Origin of the sequence: Nostoc sp. PCC 9305 (assembly GCF_963920915.1) — a bacterium.
Classification (GTDB): Bacteria; Cyanobacteriota; Cyanobacteriia; order Cyanobacteriales; family Nostocaceae; genus Nostoc.
Genome location: NZ_CAWUDN010000059.1, coordinates 22,720 through 42,998, shown reverse-complemented (window position 1 = coordinate 42,998; position 20,279 = coordinate 22,720). Strand labels below are relative to the sequence as shown.

The 20,279-nt window shown below is 41.7% G+C and carries 20 protein-coding genes; 9 read left to right on the top strand and 11 right to left on the bottom strand.

Annotated features, from left to right (window positions below; translation table 11 throughout):
* Window positions 1-526 precede the first annotated feature (526 nt).
* Window positions 527-1,039, top strand: a complete 513-nt coding sequence (locus tag ACM0OX_RS21415; RefSeq protein ID WP_094348271.1) for a hypothetical protein — start codon at window positions 527-529, stop codon at window positions 1,037-1,039.
* Window positions 1,040-1,161: 122 nt separating this feature from the next.
* Here ACM0OX_RS21415 and ACM0OX_RS21410 read toward each other — a convergent pair whose 3' ends face one another.
* The 3 genes from ACM0OX_RS21410 to ACM0OX_RS21400 form a co-directional block, all read right to left on the bottom strand.
* On the bottom strand, window positions 1,162-1,743 hold the full coding sequence (locus tag ACM0OX_RS21410; protein WP_414516993.1) for a thioredoxin family protein: 582 nt from the start codon (window positions 1,741-1,743) through the stop codon (window positions 1,162-1,164).
* 108 nt (window positions 1,744-1,851) lie between these two features.
* The gene (locus ACM0OX_RS21405) at window positions 1,852-2,625 is read right to left on the bottom strand and encodes an SDR family oxidoreductase (protein WP_414516992.1); all 774 of its coding nucleotides are present in this window, start codon (window positions 2,623-2,625) and stop codon (window positions 1,852-1,854) included.
* Window positions 2,626-2,743: 118 nt separating this feature from the next.
* Complete coding sequence (locus ACM0OX_RS21400) at window positions 2,744-3,583, bottom strand: nuclear transport factor 2 family protein (protein WP_414516991.1); 840 nt, start codon at window positions 3,581-3,583, stop codon at window positions 2,744-2,746.
* Between the two features lie 84 nt (window positions 3,584-3,667).
* Between ACM0OX_RS21400 and murG the strand changes: the two genes are divergently transcribed.
* Window positions 3,668-4,741, top strand: a complete 1,074-nt coding sequence (gene murG / locus ACM0OX_RS21395) for an undecaprenyldiphospho-muramoylpentapeptide beta-N-acetylglucosaminyltransferase (protein WP_414516990.1) — start codon at window positions 3,668-3,670, stop codon at window positions 4,739-4,741.
* Window positions 4,742-4,766: 25 nt separating this feature from the next.
* Entirely contained in the window at window positions 4,767-6,056 is a 1,290-nt protein-coding gene (locus ACM0OX_RS21390) for a hypothetical protein (protein ID WP_414516989.1), read from the top strand.
* Between the two features lie 151 nt (window positions 6,057-6,207).
* On the opposite strand, the gene ACM0OX_RS21385 is transcribed toward ACM0OX_RS21390, so the two are convergent.
* Window positions 6,208-6,573, bottom strand: coding sequence for a VOC family protein (locus tag ACM0OX_RS21385; RefSeq protein ID WP_414516988.1), 366 nt, complete (start codon window positions 6,571-6,573; stop codon window positions 6,208-6,210).
* 310 nt (window positions 6,574-6,883) lie between these two features.
* On the opposite strand from ACM0OX_RS21385, the gene psbA reads away from it, so the two are divergent.
* From psbA to ACM0OX_RS21370, 3 genes are all read left to right on the top strand, one after another.
* Complete coding sequence (gene psbA, locus ACM0OX_RS21380) at window positions 6,884-7,966, top strand: photosystem II q(b) protein (protein ID WP_335181037.1); 1,083 nt, start codon at window positions 6,884-6,886, stop codon at window positions 7,964-7,966.
* 246 nt (window positions 7,967-8,212) lie between these two features.
* Window positions 8,213-8,722, top strand: coding sequence for a hypothetical protein (locus ACM0OX_RS21375; RefSeq protein WP_322637125.1), 510 nt, complete (start codon window positions 8,213-8,215; stop codon window positions 8,720-8,722).
* A gap of 48 nt (window positions 8,723-8,770) precedes the next feature.
* Window positions 8,771-9,658 carry a hypothetical protein gene (locus ACM0OX_RS21370; protein WP_322685843.1) on the top strand — a complete coding sequence of 296 codons (888 nt, stop codon included), beginning with the start codon at window positions 8,771-8,773 and terminating at the stop codon, window positions 9,656-9,658.
* Window positions 9,659-9,744: 86 nt separating this feature from the next.
* On the opposite strand, the gene ACM0OX_RS21365 is transcribed toward ACM0OX_RS21370, so the two are convergent.
* The 6 genes from ACM0OX_RS21365 to ACM0OX_RS21340 all read right to left on the bottom strand — a co-directional run bounded on the left by ACM0OX_RS21365 (window position 9,745) and on the right by ACM0OX_RS21340 (window position 14,556).
* On the bottom strand, window positions 9,745-10,467 hold the full coding sequence (locus tag ACM0OX_RS21365; RefSeq protein WP_414516987.1) for a hypothetical protein: 723 nt from the start codon (window positions 10,465-10,467) through the stop codon (window positions 9,745-9,747).
* Between the two features lie 542 nt (window positions 10,468-11,009).
* The gene (rpsU, locus tag ACM0OX_RS21360; RefSeq protein ID WP_069073011.1) at window positions 11,010-11,204 is read right to left on the bottom strand and encodes a 30S ribosomal protein S21; all 195 of its coding nucleotides are present in this window, start codon (window positions 11,202-11,204) and stop codon (window positions 11,010-11,012) included.
* Between the two features lie 123 nt (window positions 11,205-11,327).
* The gene (locus tag ACM0OX_RS21355; RefSeq protein WP_414516986.1) at window positions 11,328-11,642 is read right to left on the bottom strand and encodes an RNA recognition motif domain-containing protein; all 315 of its coding nucleotides are present in this window, start codon (window positions 11,640-11,642) and stop codon (window positions 11,328-11,330) included.
* 395 nt (window positions 11,643-12,037) lie between these two features.
* Window positions 12,038-12,898: a 3'(2'),5'-bisphosphate nucleotidase CysQ family protein gene (locus ACM0OX_RS21350; protein WP_414516985.1), complete on the bottom strand. Its 861-nt coding sequence runs from the start codon at window positions 12,896-12,898 to the stop codon at window positions 12,038-12,040.
* Window positions 12,899-12,993: 95 nt separating this feature from the next.
* Window positions 12,994-13,851, bottom strand: a complete 858-nt coding sequence (locus ACM0OX_RS21345; protein WP_414516984.1) for a sugar kinase — start codon at window positions 13,849-13,851, stop codon at window positions 12,994-12,996.
* A gap of 120 nt (window positions 13,852-13,971) precedes the next feature.
* Window positions 13,972-14,556, bottom strand: a complete 585-nt coding sequence (locus ACM0OX_RS21340) for a PadR family transcriptional regulator (RefSeq protein WP_414516982.1) — start codon at window positions 14,554-14,556, stop codon at window positions 13,972-13,974.
* 340 nt (window positions 14,557-14,896) lie between these two features.
* On the opposite strand from ACM0OX_RS21340, the gene ACM0OX_RS21335 reads away from it, so the two are divergent.
* Window positions 14,897-15,310 carry a hypothetical protein gene (locus ACM0OX_RS21335; protein WP_335009134.1) on the top strand — a complete coding sequence of 138 codons (414 nt, stop codon included), beginning with the start codon at window positions 14,897-14,899 and terminating at the stop codon, window positions 15,308-15,310.
* 61 nt (window positions 15,311-15,371) lie between these two features.
* On the opposite strand, the gene ACM0OX_RS21330 is transcribed toward ACM0OX_RS21335, so the two are convergent.
* Complete coding sequence (locus tag ACM0OX_RS21330) at window positions 15,372-16,934, bottom strand: phytoene desaturase family protein (RefSeq protein WP_414516981.1); 1,563 nt, start codon at window positions 16,932-16,934, stop codon at window positions 15,372-15,374.
* 826 nt (window positions 16,935-17,760) lie between these two features.
* Between ACM0OX_RS21330 and ACM0OX_RS21325 the strand changes: the two genes are divergently transcribed.
* Both ACM0OX_RS21325 and ACM0OX_RS21320 read left to right on the top strand, forming a co-directional pair.
* The gene (locus tag ACM0OX_RS21325) at window positions 17,761-18,735 is read left to right on the top strand and encodes a DNA polymerase III subunit delta' (RefSeq protein WP_414516980.1); all 975 of its coding nucleotides are present in this window, start codon (window positions 17,761-17,763) and stop codon (window positions 18,733-18,735) included.
* A gap of 346 nt (window positions 18,736-19,081) precedes the next feature.
* Window positions 19,082-20,275: a Coenzyme F420 hydrogenase/dehydrogenase, beta subunit C-terminal domain gene (locus ACM0OX_RS21320; protein WP_414516979.1), complete on the top strand. Its 1,194-nt coding sequence runs from the start codon at window positions 19,082-19,084 to the stop codon at window positions 20,273-20,275.
* Window positions 20,276-20,279 lie beyond the last annotated feature (4 nt).

Genomic DNA, 20,279 nt, shown 5'->3' with positions numbered 1-20,279 from the left:
AATGGGCAGACCAAAATATTGCTGAGTCAATGAATTTTACTTTTACTCAGCAATATTTTGGTGAGAAAGGTTTTCGTGAGTTTCTACGGATATAACAGAAGCCGACATTAGGATACACTGGCATTTGAATACACCGGAAGTTCATCAGCGACTTAGTTTGTCGCTTCTGGTGACTTCCTTCTTAGTATCCTATTGCTTTTGGCTGTATGAAACTTACTCCAATCTACGGTAAGTCTCCCTGAAGAAGGTTTTTTAGCATCTAAAACGACTGCCACTGTTTTGAGGCTATAGCCTTAGAATATTTACAAGCTTTACTTACGAATTAGCTCTCTCTAGATAAAAGTACCATTTTTACTGTGTAAGCTGACATTCTACCTGTTTCATCCAGATTTGTGTAGCTTATTAACAAATCAACGGATTCATTAATATTAAGCCTGCTTTACTATTTAGTTTCTTAGCCCGACCTATTAGACAGCTAGAGTGTTCATTTCACTTTGTTCAATAGCTTTTAGCCCTTATCGCTCCCATGCTGACCCATCACCGCAAGCCCGTGTGCTTATCACTGATTTCCACTGACCTACCCATCTGGTCTGTTGTCGAAACTGCCGCGACATTGTATCAAAAGGATACCGATCGATTCCATTTACTGATGACCGCACCGCCTTTAATTAGCTGCGAAGTCGAGAGTGTCATAAGTCCAGAAGACACACTTCCTCAAAGCAAGAGCAAAGCTTACGCCCCTAACAGTCCCAGAATTTTGTGGCTAGAGATTTCCCCTTACCGAGTCATCATGACTATGCAAGGTAACGCTCAAGTGAGTTACCGTCACTTTTGGGAACAGGGTGTTTATGGCATTAGTCGCTATTGGTTGCCAACTGAGTCATTGCAACCTAACGATCCGATTCGTTTACGAAATTTTACTCGTAGCCTAACTCTCAACGGACATCCTTTACCAGAAAATTTGCGGCTGGAATATGAATTGTGGGCAGAAAAAGTCCAATTAGGATGCTACATACTGAATTTGGAAATTAAACATTGATAGGTGTGGAGAGTGAAGAAGAGAACAGGGTACAGGGTACAGGGTCAAGGTTACAGGGTATAGATTATTTCCTATCACCTGTCACCTGTCACCTCTCCCCTAATCTCAATTCCCAATCCCTCTTAACCAAAATAACTGGGTTGGTTTCCAGGTTTCCATTTAATATTGCAACCAACACTCGGCTTTTGTTCACTTGTAACAGGTTCACCCGCTAGCACTGCTTTAATGGCTGCGCGTAAATCTGCACCTGTTACAGGTTTACCGTTACTGGGACGGCTATCATCTAATTGTCCCCGATAAACAAGTTGGCGTTGATCGTCAAATACAAAAAAATCTGGTGTGCAAGCTGCTGTGTAAGCCTTCGCCGTTTCCTGACTTTCGTCGTAGCATAAGGTAAAATTTAACCCTTGTTCTGTGGAAAAGGCTTGTAACGACTCTGGCGCATCATCTGGGTAATTTTTTGCATCGTTAGCACTGATGGCAACGATCGCTAAATCACTTGTAAAATAATCTCTTCCTAACTGCACTAATTCGTTTTGGACGTGTTTTACAAACGGGCAATGCCGACAAATAAACATTACCAATAGTGCTTTTTTATCTGCAAAGGTAGAAAGTGAAGTTGCCTTTCCAGATACTACTTCCGGTAGATTAAAATCTGGCGCTTTAGTGCCTAGTGGCAACATAGTTGAAGTAGCTAAAGCCATAGTTCACCCAATATTTTGACGCTGATAACTAACGGCTTTTGTTATCAGTATATTTTCAGTGTAAGTGGCAGGAGTAACCTTTTTACAATGGGATGAGATAGGTTACTTTTATGTTCGTCGATTAACTAACGTAGCGCTAGCTTGATCAACAGGCATTAGCACAACTTCATTAATATTAACATGGGGCGATCGCGTCACACAGAAAAATATCACATCAGCCACATCATCTGCTGTTAGGGGTGTAACTCCTTGGTAGACTTTGTTGGCACGTTCAGTATTTCCATGAAAGCGTACCTCGCTAAATTCCGTTTCTACCATACCAGGATCGACAGAAGTTACACGGACTCGCGTACCCAACAGGTCTTGTTTTAAACCTTCAGAAATGGCTCTCACAGCAGCTTTGGTAGCACAGTAGACATTGCCACCGGGATAGGTTTGATGTCCAGCGATGGAACCTAAATTTACCACATGACCGCGATCGCGACTTACCATTCCCGGAACGACATAGCGGGAGACGTAAAGTAAACCCTTAACATTAGTATCAATCATGTCTTCCCAGTCTTGAAAGCTACCTTCGTGCAACTTGTCTAAACCACGACTTAGACCAGCATTATTAATGAGAATGTCGATGTCAGACCAGGCAGAGGGTAGAGTCGCAATGGCAGATTCAACAGCATTGCGATCGCGCACATCTAGTTGTAGTAAATGAATTTCAGTACTAAAATCTTTACTCAGAGTATCTGCTAGCTGCTGCAAACGTTCTAACCGTCGTGCTGCCAAGATAAGTTTTGCACCCGCATCAGCAAAGATTTTTGCACAAGCAGTACCAATACCACTACTTGCACCAGTGATCAAAATAATTTGATTTTGTAGGGAAATCATTAGGATAGTTAGGAGTGAGGAGTTAACAGTTATGAATTATGAATTAGCACAAGTTTCATCGTTCATAATTTATCATCAGTCGGTCTAGAACTCCTAACTTTTAACTCCTAACTCCTAACTACTTCTTTACCACTTGCAAGCGTTGAGTTACCATTGTCATTCCATTACCTCGCAGGATGACAGCAGAAACCCATTGGCTACCTGGGGTAGATGGTGCTTGTCCTACTTTAAACAATCCACCAGATGTCAGTAATTCTAAATCCACGGGTGTAGGGTTAAGAAATTTATCTGCTTGGATAGATTCTTCTAGCGCTGTTCCTAGTAGAAAATCATCACCAAGTGGCTCTTGGACAATCGCATCAAAATTATACTTCTGACCGACTTGCACTTGCTGGGGTAATTTAATATCAATTTGGGGCGGGTTGCTACCAGAGGTAAGTAAGGTACGTTCGGACAAAATGTCTTGGCGGACTATTTTTCCACCTTCAATGCGCTGACGCGATTTAATCGTGGCATTAAGAGTTAACTTCTTACCGTTACCGGAGGGTAAGCCAGTTATCTTCGTTTCTGTTTCAGCAATAATCCCATTGGCTTCAGTTTTTGAAGATAGCAGTTTCGTGCTGTATTGCAATTTCGGATATCGTTGCCAAAGTGAAGTCAAAGATTTTTCTAGGGTTTGGAGGTTTAATCCATCGCCATGAGTGAAATTAGGGCTGTAGAATTGCAACACCCCTTTGACATCGCCTCGGCTGGCAGCAGTATCAACTTGTGTCAACAGGTTTTTCAGATCGGCTGGTGCGTTTTGGGCTGTCGTGGCTTGGGATAATTGCTGTGGTGTTGCAGCCTGAGTGCGTTGCCAACCGCTTGTTAAACCAATAGTCAGTAGGAACGAAACTAGCCAGATATTTGCTGGAAATTTGAGTTGTCGTCTCACTAAGGCGGTAATAATGTTAGTCATTGGTAAGAATTTACTGATTTGATTAGAGAAAGTAAGCAAATTGTTTTATCTTAGTTAAGCTAGACGCTAAACGGTAGAGGTTTGATGGCAAACGCACCGATACGATTATTAATAGCTGCCAGTGGGACTGGTGGACATTTGTTTCCAGCGATCGCACTGGCACAAAAACTTCCAGACTATCAAATAGAATGGCTGGGAGTACCCGATCGCCTAGAAACTCAACTTGTCCCCAAACAGTATCCCTTGAATACTATTGCAGTTGAAGGGTTTCAGCAAGGGTTTGGACTTTCCTCGATTCGCATTTTGGGTAAACTCGCCCTTTCGATTCTAGAAGTCAGACGAATTCTCAAACAGGGAAATTTTCAAGGGGTGTTTACCACAGGGGGTTACATTGCCGGGCCAGCCGTCATTGCGGCGCGTTCCCTTGGTTTACCCGTAGTTTTCCACGAATCTAACGCCTTACCAGGTAAAGTAACTCGCTTTTTTGGCCCTTGGTGTAGTGCGGTAGCCTTGGGATTTGAAGTAGCTGCTAAGTATTTACCTCGTGCCAAAAATGTCTATGTTGGTACTCCTGTAAGAGAGCAATTTCTTGATGGGGCAATAAATGCACCACTGGATTTAGCTATTCCTGATGGTGTGCCTTTAATTGTTGTTTTTGGCGGTAGCCAGGGTGCTGTTGCAGTAAATAAATTGGTGCGCGAATCTGCAAAAGCTTGGTTTGATGCTGGTATTTATGTAGTACATTTAACTGGCGATCGCGATCCCGAAGCAGATAGTCTCAAACATCCACAGTACATAGCCTTACCTTTTTACAACAATATGGCAGCGTTGTTGCAACGAGCAACTCTTGCCATTAGTCGTTCTGGCGCAGGTAGCTTAACAGAATTGGCAGTGTGTGGAACGCCAGCGATTTTGATTCCTTATCCTTTTGCCGCAGAAGACCATCAATCTTACAATGCAGATGTATTTACTTCATCGGGTGCAGCGTTAACGTTGAAGCAATCTGAGTTGACGACTGAAGTATTGCAAAATAATGTGTTGAATTTATTGCAGTCACCGCAAGAGTTAGCAAAGATGGGGGAAAAAGCTTATGCGATCGCAGTTCCTGATAGTGCCGAAAAATTGGCGCAGTTAGTGCGTGAGGTGATAGAAACATAACGTTAATTATTTAGCATTAGAGAATATGTTATTTAGCAAAAAACTTCGCTTCACAGTAGGTTGTGCTGCCTTATTACTTGCCAGTTTAGTAAGTAGCTATCTATATACCTACTCAAAAACTAAACAACTAGCTCAACAAAATCAGTCATTTACTCAACAAGAAAATTCTGCCCTGCTTCAATCACAGATTTCTCTGACCTCAAATCAAGCTGCCGATCAATTTACCTCAAGGTTTCAAAATACTTTTACATCTCGACAGAACTTGTTAGCAGCATCTGCACCCTATCCAGTTGTTGATGAGTTCAAAAAATATAAATTTAACATTAATGGCAGCCAGATTGCTACTCCAGGAAAACTACCAAATAGTAAGGTTAAATTCAATCAAGGAGATTTATTAAGCGTTCTCGTTAATACTAGAAAATATTTTCAAGATTATGCTTCAGAAGACCCAGATATTATGCGTACAGGAGTGCTTGCTACTCAAGGAGTTACTATACCAGATGTCCTGAAAACTTTGGATTTTATGATTGCTGTTTTGAAAGAGGATATTGCGAATAATCGGGCTACTCGTTTACAAGACTCTCAATTTATTAATACTAATTTTCGAGTCATTAAATGGTCTCCCTACAACCCCAAAAGTAAACAGCAAAAACAATTAAGAATTACCAAATATGCTGTATTTACTCACCCTGGTTCCCGCAAGAAAACCTCTACTTTTAATATACCAATTTATAGTTTAAAAGATAATTCTAATAACGATAAGTTCTACACTCGATACACAAAGCAAGATGTTTTATCTGGTATTTATGAACCAGGTGGTAGAGAATTTGGAAAAGTTAATACTCTTGCTTATCTAACCAGAAACGGCTTAGAAGAAGCAATTATGGAAGGAACAATCCTGATTAATTTTACAGATGGTTATAAGGCATTTTTTAATGTAGATAGAAACAATGGAATGGCTTATATCCGCGGATTAAAGGCAACAGCACAAAAGCGTTATTGGTATTTTAGAGAAGTTGATGCTATTAAAGGCTATGGATACAAAATAGATGCAAAAATTTCTATCAAACCCGGAGTTACTTTTGCTGGAGATGTTTTAAATATCGGTTTAGGTAAGGTGATTGTAATTGAGCATACTCAGGGTGGTCGCAAACATCTACAAATGGGAGTCATAGCCGATACAGGCGGAGCATTTTTACCCAATCTTTATCAGCTCGATTTTTTGGCAGGTATTTTTAAGAATAAAACAGAATTTGGGCAGAATATCAGCCAATTACCGGACTATGCCACAGCATATTTTTTAGTCAAGAAGTAATCCATTGACCTGATATAGCAATGGACAGGAGGCTTAGTACACGTAGCGAAAAGACCGAAATAAACTCTGCATTACTTTGCGCTCAACTCTGCGCCTCTTTGCGTTTCAATAAACTTGTCCTAACACCTTTGGCGACTGCTATATCAAAAATCTATGCACGGGTTAACAATTCTAAGTTATGGCCATCGGAATCATAGAAATAAAAGCCACGACCTTCCATTCTGTGATTAATTTGTCCTTTATTCTGATGCATGGGGTCGCTACTGTATTCAATACCTGCCTCTTTGACGCGTGCAAAAATTGCATCAAATTCTTCATCACTAACATGGAATGCATAATGATGTGGCTCAAACGCTTCAGCATCGGCGAAGTCGAGCGTGAGTTGATCGTTTATATGCACAGCAGCGAAGTGACCAACGGGAAGCTCAACCTCTAAACCGAAAATTTTTGCAAAGAACCTCGCTGATGCTTCTTTGTCATGTGCAGGCACTATGGTGTGATTTAAAGTAATTGTCATGTCACACCTTCCCTCCTAATTTTGGTACTAATCCATATCAACTCTCGATTTCAGAGTCGATAAAAACAATGTTCCTTTCTATTTTATCTTTTGGGCGCTAACACCAGAGTAAATATATCTAAATCTATGTTCACTGTATTTGGAACACCCGCAAACACTAGAAAGATCGAGCTTAAATAAGCAAACCTGATAACTGGTATCAGTTTTACTGTAGTAATAAAAGTTGATTAAAAATTGTAAAGCAGTGTAAAGTAGTTTCACAGGCAAAGACGAAACCGCCTGATTCATAAATAACCGCAATCATAAAACCATGACAACAACCTTACAACAGCGCTCAAGCGCTAACGTATGGGATCGATTCTGCGAATGGATCACCAGCACCAACAACCGGATCTACATCGGTTGGTTCGGCGTAGTAATGATTCCAACCTTGCTAGCGGCTACCGCTTGCTTCGTAATCGCTTTCATCGCTGCTCCTCCAGTAGACATTGATGGTATCCGCGAACCAGTAGCAGGTTCTTTGATTTACGGAAACAACATCATCTCTGGTGCAGTTGTTCCTTCCTCCAACGCTATCGGCTTGCACTTCTACCCAATTTGGGAAGCAGCTTCCTTAGATGAGTGGTTATACAACGGCGGCCCTTACCAATTGGTAATTTTCCACTTCCTGATTGGCATATTCTGCTACATGGGTCGTGAATGGGAATTATCCTACCGCTTAGGTATGCGTCCTTGGATTGCGATCGCATATTCAGCACCTGTTGCAGCAGCAAGTGCAGTATTCTTGGTATACCCCATCGGACAAGGTTCTTTCTCTGATGGTATGCCCTTGGGTATTTCTGGAACCTTCAACTTCATGATCGTGTTCCAAGCAGAACACAACATCTTAATGCACCCCTTCCACCAACTCGGTGTAGCTGGTGTATTCGGCGGAAGTTTGTTCTCTGCAATGCACGGTTCTTTGGTTACATCTTCCTTGGTTCGTGAAACAACCGAAACCGAGTCCCTTAACTACGGTTACAAATTCGGTCAAGAAGAAGAAACCTACAACATCGTTGCAGCCCACGGCTACTTCGGTCGTCTAATCTTCCAATACGCTTCTTTCAACAACAGCCGTTCACTGCACTTCTTCCTCGCAGCATGGCCTGTAATCGGCATCTGGTTCACCGCCTTGGGTGTCAGCACAATGGCGTTCAACTTGAACGGTTTCAACTTCAACCAATCAATCATTGACTCTGAAGGTCGTGTGATTGCAACTTGGGCGGATGTAATCAACCGCGCTAACCTGGGTATGGAAGTAATGCACGAGCGTAACGCTCACAACTTCCCTCTTGATTTGGCTGCTGGTGATTCTGCTCCTGTAGCTCTTTCCGCTCCTGCTATCAACGGTTAATCATAATCTGAGATACGCTCCCCACGCTTATCTATAAACAAAAAACGCTCCCCCTTTCGGGGGAGCGTTTTTGCATTGGGTTAATTGCTACGTTAATTTAAAGTGTAAAAATGACCTTTATCGGTGAGAACTTAGGAAATAATTATCAAAAAGTAAATTTACAGTTAATAACGGTTCAGAAGGGGTAATAATTGCTAGCAGCGCAGATAATTGCCTTAAAGCTCAAATATCAAGGAGAAGCCAAGAATGATTTTACACCGTGGGCGTAGGGTAGTAGCCGCTTTGTTGCTGTCGGTGGTACTACTGACAACAGCCTGTAGTCCAAAAACACCTGGACGTTTTGACCAGGCACAAAAAGAAAGCACTCAACAAAAAAGCGGTCAATCGGTAGCTAAAACCGCAACTCAGGGTAGCGAATTTAATAAACTTTTCCCAAAAGCTGGTGATGGCTACCAACGCGTCTATACCCAAGAGAAAAAAGGCTTTGCGGAAGCAAAGTTGAAAAAAGGCGGTAAAGATATAGCGGTGCTGTCTATTTCTGATACTACTAGCACACCCAGTGCAGCAGCAAAGTTCTCGAAAAGCACTAAAAAAATTGGCGGTTATCCCGCAGTAGAAGTTGGTAAAACGCAAACTGCAATTTTGGTAGGTAAGTACCAAGTAAAAGCACTTTCTCGCGATTCATCATTTACAGCTAGCGATCGCGAAGATTGGCTAGAGAAGTTTAATCTTAATGGTTTGGCTAACCTGAAATGATTTGCACTACTAACATTCAGACCATAAAACCTAAATAAGGAGATTTTTGTGAGCAAATCGATTGTTGAGTTGGTTGATCAATTGCCAACTGGCGGCTTGACTGTTTCTATGTTGAAGTCTCTCGATTTTGTTGCTCCTGGAGAGTGGCAAAATACCGTTGGCTTTGTCAACACTATTAAGAAAGTCACTGGCGAAGACGACGAAGATTTAATTCAGCAAATTGGCGAACGAGCGATTTATCTATTCAACGACAAATCCCAAGGATACCAAACAGCCTTGTGGTTATATCAAACTGTTGATAATACAGATAAAGCCCTTGGTGCAGCAGCTTTAGCTAACAAAGTCGGCGAAAAAATTCCTTTGTTGGGTTTTTTAAACTCTGTCACTCCCAAACCTGATAAAGCCCAAACCATTGATTTGACATTAAAGTTAGTGGCTGAGTTGGTAGCCTTCTGTCAAATTAACGGCATTCCGGGAGACAGTATTGGGGATTTTGTCGCCTCTTTAGGTGAGTATAGTGGTGAGTCACTGATCCGTATGGTGGCGTTAGTTTGCGTTGATGGTTTGATACCTTTGGGCCCAGATTTTATCAGCAAAGCGATATCTGGGCTGAATCAAACAAATCCACAAGAGTTAGAACAAAACTCGACTTTCCAAAACATCAAAGATGTGATTCCAGGGAACAATGCTGGCAGTAAACTCAACTTTATCGGCGAAAGCTTTGACTCAGTTAAAGGTTGGATGAGTGGGTTAGTTAGCGCCAATAATTTAACGCCGCAAAAGGTTGTCCACAACTTGCAAAGTTTTACCGATATTGCTGATGACAAGTTGGACTACCTCGCAGCATTCCTGGATGTAGCAACAAATTATTATGAGCACACTGGCACGCAAACTTTAGCACATCGCTTGATTGAACGCGCGGTGGCTGAGATTTAGGTTGATAAGTGATTAAAGAAGGTTACAGGTTACAGGGGACAGATTATTCCCTATAACCTGTAACCTGTAACCTCCTAACCCAAGGCCTATTGGGGTAAATGCAAATCTGCTGCGATCGCATACAAGTAAGGTTGAAAAATAGCCAAGTTTTCTAGTTTATCAAACTTACCTGTTTGCGTACCCGTGTCAAATGCAGTAGTCATTACGTAAAGTTTAGTACCATCAAAAGCAACATGACCGATATGTTGCTCTTGTACTCCACCTTGTCGCTTAAGTCCGGCGAACCCATAACGGATTCCCTGAAGCTTACCAATGGGTACTGGTTGTGGTGGGTAGGCTGAGAAAATAATCTCTTTTCCATATTCACCCTGGCGATCTTTGGCTAACGCAGCGTAGTGGTCTGCAACCCAAGTCTTAAGTACTGGTAATAATTGGGTTTGGTATTTGGAACTTTGGTAGTCTACTAGGGAAGCAGCTGGAATACCAGCGGCTAAGAGTTTCTTTCGGAAATCCTCATTGTTTGCTAGTGGGTAAATGTTAATCTCTACTGTACCCAAACGTTTTCCTTTGGAGGTGACACACAACAGGGGTGCATTTCCTTCACAGGGATAAATTTGCCAGTTCGTTGGAGCAGCAGTACTTCCCAGGATTTTCTGCCAGATATTTTCCTGATTAGAGTTGGGAAGTTTCGCAACGGTAGGAGGTTTTACTACTTTGGGTGGAGAAAATTGGGGTAAAACAAATTTGGCTCCCACCGGTATTGACACTAGCAAAATAGAGCCTAGTAATAAATGATAAAGTCGTAACATTTTTTCAAAATCCAGAGCCAGGGATTGCAGACTAACGATATCTACAATACTTTATGGATATAGAGGAAGAATACATTTATATTGCCGCGAGTTCCGCAAATGGAACTCAACAAACTATAGCGCTTCTTTGTGGAATCAGGCACAAGTTAGGGACGCATAGATATCTGTACGCCCCTACGAATTGCCCTAAGTAGCTAGGAAAGAAATTAAAGTTTGTAGTGAGTTAGCGCGGTCTTGGGGGTTTCCCCCATGAGCGACTAACGAACCCGCAGGGTAAGGACTTTAGTCCTGATAAACCTTGCTATGAGCGATGAATCGCTCACTACAAACTAGAATTTTATTGTATGTTTAATTATGCCTACTTAGTTCACGCAATTGAAAATATATACACTTAGTAGCGCTGAAAAAACAGTACAGCCCTACTACGAACAGGTTGTTTATTGATTGATGTATGCCTAATTACTTGTGGCTTGCCGGAGGTATGGCAACAATGAAGAGATGCTGGCTAGATGTCAAATGGAAGGACAAATTTGCTTGGACTTTTAATTGAAGCGAGAACGTTGTTGACGACGTTGTTTGTGCCTAGCAATTGCTTTACGCTTCTCTTTTTCTATCGGTGTCTCAAAGTGACGCTTTTTTCTCATATCTTGGAAAATTCCTGCTTTAGAAACTTCCCGTTTAAACCTTCTCAAGGCTGATTCAATACCTTCATTCTCCCCTAAAACTACTTGTGTCATTCTCATTCCTCCTTGATGTGGATGAATAGTTCGAGGCTAGATACCAAATAAAATATTCCAGCAGAATGGAGCCTTTGGCTTTATCTGCTGGAGACTCTAAATGTGAAATTTTCAGGAATCGACTTAGTAGCGATTATTGTTGCGGCGGGCATTATTACCGCCACCCCAGCTACCACGAGGAGAACTGCTTCTTTCCTCACGAGGTTTAGCTTTGTTCACTTTCAAATCACGTCCCATCCACTCAGCACCATCAAGTGCATCAATGGCAGCTTGTTCTTGTGTGTCTGATTCCATTTCCACAAAAGCGAACCCACGAGGCCGGCCTGTTTCCCGATCTGTGGGTAGTTGAACACGATTTACTGTTCCGTATTCTGCAAAAGCCTGCTTTAGGTCCTCTTCTGTAACCTGATAGGACAGGTTTCCGACGTAAATTGACATAGAAATCTCCGAATTCAGGGAGTGTAGAGAGTTAAATTCGGAGAGACGGTTTTTAGAAATCAAAACTAGTTACTCAACCGAAAATAATCTTTATGTCCATGAGTGTAACACAGCCTTCAGCCTATGAATATCGTCTTGTAGTGAATTTTATTCACAAATCAAACCCTTAAGGAAGGTTTGCAGACTTTCCAAAGACTGGCTTTTGTTGCTTGTATTATGAAAGTTACACTTTTAACAGGAAATCGGGATTAACTAGCGATCGCCCAGCTATTTAGTGTTTTTAAAATTAAGCTGTGGACTAAAGAGTAAATATTATTTATCGGTACTAGTGCTAATCATACCATAATTAACTATCTTAAAAGAAAATTAAAAAATATTCATCCTCAAATGCCCTATTAGCTATGGTCAAACTGCGCTAAGATATCCTCTGATTTCTTACATAATACTTCGTGATATTCACCATTACTAGCCAGCAAACCTCCCCATTGATTGATATCACCAGTGTTATACTGCAACGGCGTGCCATCGAAGTGAGTAAACTGACCACCGGCTTCTGTTAAAATCAATTCTGGAGCGGCTATATCCCAATCTTTGGGCGCAGACTTGCCGGAAAGTGAAATGTAGATATCTGCCTGTTGCTCGACAATGGTGGCGATTTTGCAGCCTACACTACCCACAGATTTCTGATTTTGACAGGGTAAATTTTGTAGCAGATGATCTAACCGTTGGTTGCGGTGAGAACGACTAACTACTAAGGTTAAATCCTCAATTCGTTTACCTGAAGACACTTGTAAAGGAACAGATCCGTCACGGGTTTCTACAAATGTACCCCCGCCTTTGGTAGCGTAATATAACTTTTGAGCCTCTGGTACTGCCACCACTGCCAATACTGGGCGCGTTTCCTTGACTAAAGCAATGTGAACTGCATAGTCTCCAGTTTTTTCGATAAAATCTCGTGTGCCATCTAAAGGGTCAATTATCCATACCCAAGGGGCAGAAGCCTTTCTACCACTACTTGACGATTGATAAGTTTCTTCGCTGATGTAAGCAAAATCTTCGTTACCCAAAGTTGCTTGTAGCCTCTGCAAAATGTATTGACTCACAGCTACATCGGCAACGGTGACAGGCTCATTCTGCTTATATTGGACTTCTAAGTTAGGGTCTTTTGCTGTGCCGTCGTAATACGATCGCAGTATATCTGCTGCGCCCCAACCTATTTCACGAGCGATCGCTAATATTTCTTGTAAATCTTTCATTAATTTAGCCTATTTAAAAATATGTATAACGTGATTAGGGGCGCACAGCGATACTTAGTTTAACTAATTACGAATTACGAATTACGAATTACGAATTATCTTAAATCCATCCAGCGCCGAGTACCAAAAAATTTACAGGAATCAGCAGCAATATTAGCTGCCAGTGCCAGTGCATCAGTAAAGCTTTCCCTTAAAATGTAATGACAGAAAGCACCGTGAAAAATATCTCCAGCCCCTAACGTATCAACCGCTTGAATCTGCGGCACATCTACGATACCAGTTTTAGTGCCGCTCAAGTATTCAATTGGTTCTTGTCCGTGGGTAATGGCGATGTGAGGAATGTCAAATCCACTGAGATAGCTAAAAACGTCTTCTCCAGTCTGGCAGTTAGGGGGATAAAAATTAGCTGAACAGATAGCGTAATCCACAAACGGTAGAATTTGCTCAAATCCAGGCTTCCAACTACCACCATCGATCGCTACTGGGATATTATTGGCTTTAGCCATTTGAACGATGGAATCACCAACCACCATCTGATGTCCATCAATTAGTACTATATCGATATTCTGCAAAATATCTGGCGGGATAGAGGCGCTGCTAGCTTGAGTTTTGACAGCATTGATCGAAACCACAGCGCGTTCACCTGTGGCTTGAGTGACAATAATCGAAGATACAGGCGGTACTAAATCAGTGGTAGGCTCAAGGTCTGCGATCGCAACTTTGTAATTTGCCAAGTCATCTCGAATGAGCTGTGTCATTGGGTGAGAACCTACTACACCTAAGACAGTAGCCTGATTTCCTAAATAATTGAATGTTACAGCCGCGTTTGTTGCTGGCCCCCCTGCCGCTACAGTATAGTCAGTAGCAACAATCTTCTGATTATTTTTAGGGGCAGAGTCAGCAAGGTAAATCAAATCTAAAGTTACTAAACCTACAAATAATCCACGATTCATCTGCTCTTTCGTTCAAAATTCAATTTTGAATTCTGGCTCACTTCGACTCCTTTCGACTTCTCTACGAGACGCTACGCGTTAGCGGAGCTTTCGCTTTAGCGATACGCTCAAGGCAAGTCGCTAACTGACCTCCTGACTCTTGAATTCTTTCTTGGTAAATGGATATGACTCTTGGCGACTGACAACTTCGATTGCTGTCTTCAACCAATCAATATAAGTCTCTTCTCTTCGGATTACTAACTCCAGCACCAACCTTTGCATCACCTGCTCGCGGTTGGCAGATTCATCACCGAGTGATGGCAAATCGATGGTTTCACATTCAGCCAGCTTTTTGCTTCGAGCCGTCAATTGTTGCTCCAGTAAGTGAATGATGGTTTCATTCGATAACTGATCTGCAAAATGCAATTGGACGAGTAAAGGTTCTCTGATAGTCGGTAAGGGCTGATGAATCCCTAGCCATCGCCTAAATTCCGCTTTCCCTAGTTCCGTCACACTGTAGACTTTGCGGTTGGGGCGATCGTGTTGAATCTCAATGTTACAGGTAATCCAGCCTTGCTCAACTAGCTTATCGAGAGTTCTGTAAATTTGTGCCTGATCTGCTGGCCATAAATGGGCAACGCATTGATCGAAGCAGCTCGTTTTGAGGTCGTAGCCCGTCATTTCTTGCTGCTGAAGAAGACCTAAAATTACATTTGCTAGCGACATGAAGATGGTTTTCCCATAATTGATATTTTCTTGCTTGGTTCTACACTGTGTACTTCTTATAATTTTATGATATTATATGATTAATCAGATATAAGATATAACGGTTATAAAAAGATATGCTCATTATAATGCTTCTTAGCAAGGAAACCAAATAGATAAAAAACTCCATTCACAAGGGTATGGGGGAGAAGAAGGGAATAGGTTAAAGATTAAAGGTTACAGGGTACAGATCCCTATCACCTGTTACCTGTCACCTCTTCCCCAATTCCAATGCCCAATTCTCAATGCTTAGAAATTATTTAAGCCATTGAAGACTATTGTAACGAGAGGATAAGTAACATTGACTTCTAACACACTTACAGAAAGAATACGTCAGCATCAATATCTGCGTGATTTACGAAACAAATTACTCCACCTTCACAAGATGTTGCTGGAGACAGAACGCATTGCCTACGAACAGATTAGTGGACGAGTATCAAGTGGAGAACTTCTTCAGCTAGTCATCGCTCACGAACAATTTGCTTGGCTACACCGCATTTCTGAGATGGTTGTGCAAGTTGATGAAATGCTCCAAGCAGATGAACCGATATTGCTGGACGATTTCCAAAAATTGATTGCTGATGTCCGTACACTCATTGTACCGTTAGAGACGGGTAATACCTTCGAGAGAAAGTATTACAACGCTCTCCAGCGCGAACCTGGTGCTGTGTTGGCACACGCGGAGATATCCAGATTCCTCACGTCTAAGGTTTGATTGCTAATTTAACCAAACAGTGCTGAGTACAAAAGAATCGTACTCAGCACTTCAGCACTCATCAACCAACTGTCACCAAAGGCTGAGGTATTTCAGCTTTATGCCATACCGATTTTCCTGTTAGCAGTTCTACAACATCCATCCCATTCCCAATCACACCTGGTACACTCGGATATCCGGCACTTGCTCCGACGAAAAACAGGTTAGATAACTCTGTCGTATATCCCAAACGATTTAAACCAACCTGTTTGGGAATTAATTTCGCACCGTAAATATTACCCTGCGGCTGTCCTAGATAAAATTCGCTGGTGGTAGGTGTGCCGTAAACTTTCATCCGGGCGTAGTTGTCCACATCTGGAATCAAATCTCGCACACTTGTCATCATCTGCTGATAAACTTCTCGCTTTTTGGCTTTATAGGCTTTTGGATTAGTTTTGTGCAGATTTTCAAATGGTTTATAAGAACAGACAGTCGCAATCTCTAAAACATGATGTCCTTTTGGCCCCATCCCTGGTTCGCTAGATTTCATCGTTGGACAAGAGAGGAAAATCCACGGATGACTTAAGTCACCTGCCAATTGCTGTTGATATTCTCTGTTTAGGTCGCCTGTGGGATAATACCAAATATTCCAATTACCGATGCCGTAACGTTGAGGATCGAAACGGCTATCTAAACCCAAGTAGATATTGAAAGCACTGGCTGAGTATTCGTAATTGGTTAGACGTTGATGCTCTTTGTGACTCAAAGCTTCAGAATCATGCATCAACTCCACTGTTAATTTGGGGTCGAGGTCGCTGATATAAGCTTTGTTGGCACAATAACTTATACCATCGGCAATGACACTATGGACATTGTGGTTGCTAACTTGAATATGGCTTACCGGAGTTGAGTATTTGATTACACCTCCACCTGCGGTAATGACGTTTGCAATGGTGTTAACAAAGTGTTTGAAGTGATGTTTGGGATAATAAGCACCTTCTGAGTAGTCCCAAGTTAGGGAAGTGTGCGTGAGTAGCGCAATTTCTTCTGGTGGTAGTGCATAGTCCCCACTTTGTCCTGCCAACAATGCTTGTAGTTTAGGCGATAACCCGATATGGTTATACAAATCTTGTAGAGTCCAATTGCGCTTCAAAAATAAATTCAAATATTTTGGTAATTTTAACCAGTCAGACAACTTCCGCTCGAACCAGTGTACTTCCTGCACTAGGCTGCGAATTTCTTGGTGGAGTTGCTGAATTTCATTACAGTAACGGTTGATAGCATTAGCTTCTTCTGGAAATGTGGAGAGTAAACGCGATCGCAAATTTTCCCACCCCAAAGGAATTTTGAAATCTGCCTCTGGTGTAATAACTCGATCTATGCAGTCAGGATCGAGGCTATTAAAGGGTACATCTTGATTAAGATAGTTGAGAAATTGACCTATAGTCTGACCAGAACCACATTGAGAAATGTAATGTACGTCAGCACAAAAACTATATTCTCCGTAATCAAAGGTGTGACAACATCCACCAGGTAAATAATGTTGTTCTAGAACTGCTACCCGATAACCTTGTCTAGTTAAACAGGCTGCGGCCGAAAGTCCGCCCAATCCGGCTCCCAGTATCACATAATCGAAGATTTCCATCTCAGTCTCCTTTGGCAATCTTGATTTCGATGTATGGTCTTTTATCGCTGTTTTTACCAGTAGAAATGCCAAAATACTCAGCGCCTCTTCACCTAGCAGTTTTCATTCAATGAAAATAGCTAGAGAAACCATTCGAGAGACGGTGCAAATATTTTTATCGCTGATAGGAATAATTGCACCATCACCGAATCTTCTGATATTTACAGCACTTCCAGCTATTATGCAATACAGACCGCCAGGGAATAGAATTCCCTGTCTAATGGTGTAAGTCCTCTAGAAGAGGACTAGAAAAACTTGGGTTAAAGCACTGACAGCTATTATGCAATACAGTACAGTTTTTCTTCTTGCCCTTTTCTATCACAGCTTTTAGCTTTGAGGATGTACCTCATAGCTGCCGGAAGTGCTGTAGATGCGGCAATTTTTGCCAACAACTTCACTACATTTAGATGCCCTGAAGGATGTTTAACAGTTCACTGATTTAATTTAGAGTAACCGCAAAAAAACCTAGCTTAAAATCCCTGTTGAAGCTTGCAGATAGTTAGCAGGCGATAATTTAAGACTTTAAGCCCTTGCTCTTTATCCTTTATGTATTAACCTTATCGAAACTATCAAAAATTGTTTTAAAATGGTTGCTTTTCTTCACAAAAACTTACTAAAGTATTAATTAGCTAAAACTATATAGAGAAGCAAAGAAAAAATAATAACTCCTAAATCTTAACTCCTAAATCTTAACTCCTAATTCTTAACTCCTAACTCCTAATTCTTAACTCCTAACTCCTAATTCTTAACTCCTAACTCCTAACTCCTAACTCCTAACTAATAATTAATGACTAACGATCCATTTGCACCAGTTATCGGACAACAGCAAGCTATAGAATTACTTACTCAGGCTGTCAGACAAAACCGGGTTCCTCCAGCCTACTTATTTGTGGGGCCAGATGGTGTAGGCAGGAGTTTAGCAGCCAGATGCTTTGTGGAATTGCTATTTTCTAGTGGGATGGGAGTTACTGCGTCTTTACAAAACCGTTTGCGTCAGGGGAACCATCCAGCTTTATTGTGGGTGCAACCAACGTATCAATACCAGGGACAACGATTAACAGCAGCAGAAGCAGCCGAAAAAGGACTCAAGCGTAAAGCACCACCTGTAATTCGACTAGAGCAAATTCGGGGAATTACCGAGTTTTTAGGTCGTCCGCCCTTGGAAGCGCCGAGAAATGTGGTAGTGCTAGAAGAAGCCCAAACAATGGCAGAAGCCGCAGCCAATGCTTTACTTAAAACTTTGGAAGAACCGGGACAGGCGACATTAATTTTAATTGCACCGACACCTGAATCTGTGTTGCCGACTTTGGTATCACGCTGTCAACGCATTCCTTTTTATCGCTTAAATGCAGAGTCTTTGGCTGTTGTACTCACACAAACAGGCCATCAGGAAATTTTGTCAAATCAGGCAGTTTTGAGTATAGCAGCTGGTAGTGCTGGAAGTGCGATCGCATCTTATGAACAATTACAAGCTATTCCCGATGAGTTACTCGAAGACTTGAAAAAAGCGCCTAAATCTTACCGTAACGCCTTAGAGTTAGCCAAGACAATTGATAAGGATTTAGATACAGAAGCACAATTGTGGTTAGTTGATTATCTTCAGCAATTTTACTGGCAGCAATGGCATAAACCTAGTATAATTAACCAGCTAGAACAATCTCGAAAACACTTGCTTTCTTACGCTCAACCTCGGCTAGTTTGGGAATGTCTGCTTTTATCTGTGTATCAAAAATCAAATTCCATTTATCCTACTCATCGCTGAGTGAGATTGTATTTCTATAGTTCCTCATCAAAGCGTCAGTACAATATTTAATTAATTCGTAGCAAAATAAATTAAGCAAAACTCTGCGTTACTTTGCGTTTAGGGACTGACAAATAAAAAAATATACAACTATTTATTGTGGGGTGGGCGTCTCGCTCTTCAATAGTCAAAGGCGGGCAAGATGCCCACCCCACAAGATTGGATAATTTATTTCTTGGAAATCCCTTACTTTGCGTCCCTCTGCGTTTCAAAATATTACAATGTCTTGTTCATCCTCTATCGTCAAGTTCATAGCGAGTGAAGGTATTGTAATAAAAGCGATTCCTGGATAAAACAAAAAGTTTATATGACCTCAGTTTCTCCTCACAAAAAAGCCAGAGCCTTAAAACCTACCAGCCGCCGCCCTGCGAAAGAACTTTGTAGCGAGTGCGGACTATGCGATACATATTATATTCATTATGTCAAGGAAGCTTGCGCTTTTATTAATCAGCAAATAGGCGAACTTGAAGAAGAAACACACACGCGATCGCGCCATCTCGAAAACCCCGATGAACTCTACTTTGGTGTTCATCAAGACATGATAGCGGCGAAGAAACAGCAACCCATCGAAGGCGCACAATGGACGGGTATAGTTAGCAGCATTGCCATTGAAATGCTGAATCGCGGCTTAGTTGAAGGTGTTGTCTGCGTGCAAAACACCAAAGAAGACCGCTTTCAACCCATGCCCGTCATCGCCCGTACCCCAGAAGAAATACTAGCAGCGCGGGTAAATAAACCAACACTTTCTCCGAACCTTTCCATATTAGAACAGGTGGAAAAATCGGGAATGAAACGGCTGTTGGTAATTGGTGTTGGTTGCCAAATCCAGGCATTACGAGCCGTAGAAAAACAACTTGGTTTAGAAAAGCTGTATGTTTTAGGTACGCCTTGCGTAGATAACGTTAACCGTGCCGGACTGCAAAAATTCTTAGAAACCACCAGCCGATCGCCTGATACAGTTGTGCATTACGAATTTATGCAAGACTTCCGGGTTCATTTCAAACATGAAGATGGCTCATCAGAAACAGTGCCTTTCTTTGGCTTGAAGACCAACAAACTCAAAGATGTCTTTGCACCATCCTGTATGAGTTGCTTTGATTATGTCAATTCCCTAGCCGACTTAGTTGTTGGCTACATGGGCGCACCCTTCGGTTGGCAATGGATTGTAGTTAGAAATGACACTGGCAAGGAAATGCTGGATTTAGTAAAAGACCAGTTGGATACCCAACCAGTAACGTCTAAAGGCAACCGAAAAGAAGCCGTACAACAAAGTATTCCCGCTTACGATAAAGGCGTTACCTTGCCGATGTGGGCAGCAAAACTGATGGGTGTGGTAATCGAAAAAATCGGCCCCAAGGGTCTAGAATATGCGCGATTTTCCATTGATTCTCACTTTACTCGGAATTATTTGTATGTGAAGCGCAATCATCCAGAGAAATTAGACGCACACGTTCCAGAGTTTGCCAAACGTATTGTTGGGCAATATAAATTACCAGAATAGATGA

What these genes read in the sequence shown, in the direction of transcription:
- ACM0OX_RS21415 (WP_094348271.1), top strand. Translation starts at nt 527, where the DNA reads ATGCTGACCCATCACCGCAAGCCCGTGTGCTTATCACTGATTTCCACT.
- ACM0OX_RS21410 (WP_414516993.1), bottom strand. Translation starts at nt 1,743, where the DNA reads ATGGCTTTAGCTACTTCAACTATGTTGCCACTAGGCACTAAAGCGCCA.
- ACM0OX_RS21405 (WP_414516992.1), bottom strand. Translation starts at nt 2,625, where the DNA reads ATGATTTCCCTACAAAATCAAATTATTTTGATCACTGGTGCAAGTAGT.
- ACM0OX_RS21400 (WP_414516991.1), bottom strand. Translation starts at nt 3,583, where the DNA reads ATGACTAACATTATTACCGCCTTAGTGAGACGACAACTCAAATTTCCA.
- murG (WP_414516990.1), top strand. Translation starts at nt 3,668, where the DNA reads ATGGCAAACGCACCGATACGATTATTAATAGCTGCCAGTGGGACTGGT.
- ACM0OX_RS21390 (WP_414516989.1), top strand. Translation starts at nt 4,767, where the DNA reads ATGTTATTTAGCAAAAAACTTCGCTTCACAGTAGGTTGTGCTGCCTTA.
- ACM0OX_RS21385 (WP_414516988.1), bottom strand. Translation starts at nt 6,573, where the DNA reads ATGACAATTACTTTAAATCACACCATAGTGCCTGCACATGACAAAGAA.
- psbA (WP_335181037.1), top strand. Translation starts at nt 6,884, where the DNA reads ATGACAACAACCTTACAACAGCGCTCAAGCGCTAACGTATGGGATCGA.
- ACM0OX_RS21375 (WP_322637125.1), top strand. Translation starts at nt 8,213, where the DNA reads ATGATTTTACACCGTGGGCGTAGGGTAGTAGCCGCTTTGTTGCTGTCG.
- ACM0OX_RS21365 (WP_414516987.1), bottom strand. Translation starts at nt 10,467, where the DNA reads ATGTTACGACTTTATCATTTATTACTAGGCTCTATTTTGCTAGTGTCA.
- rpsU (WP_069073011.1), bottom strand. Translation starts at nt 11,204, where the DNA reads ATGACACAAGTAGTTTTAGGGGAGAATGAAGGTATTGAATCAGCCTTG.
- ACM0OX_RS21355 (WP_414516986.1), bottom strand. Translation starts at nt 11,642, where the DNA reads ATGTCAATTTACGTCGGAAACCTGTCCTATCAGGTTACAGAAGAGGAC.
- ACM0OX_RS21350 (WP_414516985.1), bottom strand. Translation starts at nt 12,898, where the DNA reads ATGAAAGATTTACAAGAAATATTAGCGATCGCTCGTGAAATAGGTTGG.
- ACM0OX_RS21345 (WP_414516984.1), bottom strand. Translation starts at nt 13,851, where the DNA reads ATGAATCGTGGATTATTTGTAGGTTTAGTAACTTTAGATTTGATTTAC.
- ACM0OX_RS21340 (WP_414516982.1), bottom strand. Translation starts at nt 14,556, where the DNA reads ATGTCGCTAGCAAATGTAATTTTAGGTCTTCTTCAGCAGCAAGAAATG.
- ACM0OX_RS21330 (WP_414516981.1), bottom strand. Translation starts at nt 16,934, where the DNA reads ATGGAAATCTTCGATTATGTGATACTGGGAGCCGGATTGGGCGGACTT.
- ACM0OX_RS21325 (WP_414516980.1), top strand. Translation starts at nt 17,761, where the DNA reads ATGACTAACGATCCATTTGCACCAGTTATCGGACAACAGCAAGCTATA.
- ACM0OX_RS21320 (WP_414516979.1), top strand. Translation starts at nt 19,082, where the DNA reads ATGACCTCAGTTTCTCCTCACAAAAAAGCCAGAGCCTTAAAACCTACC.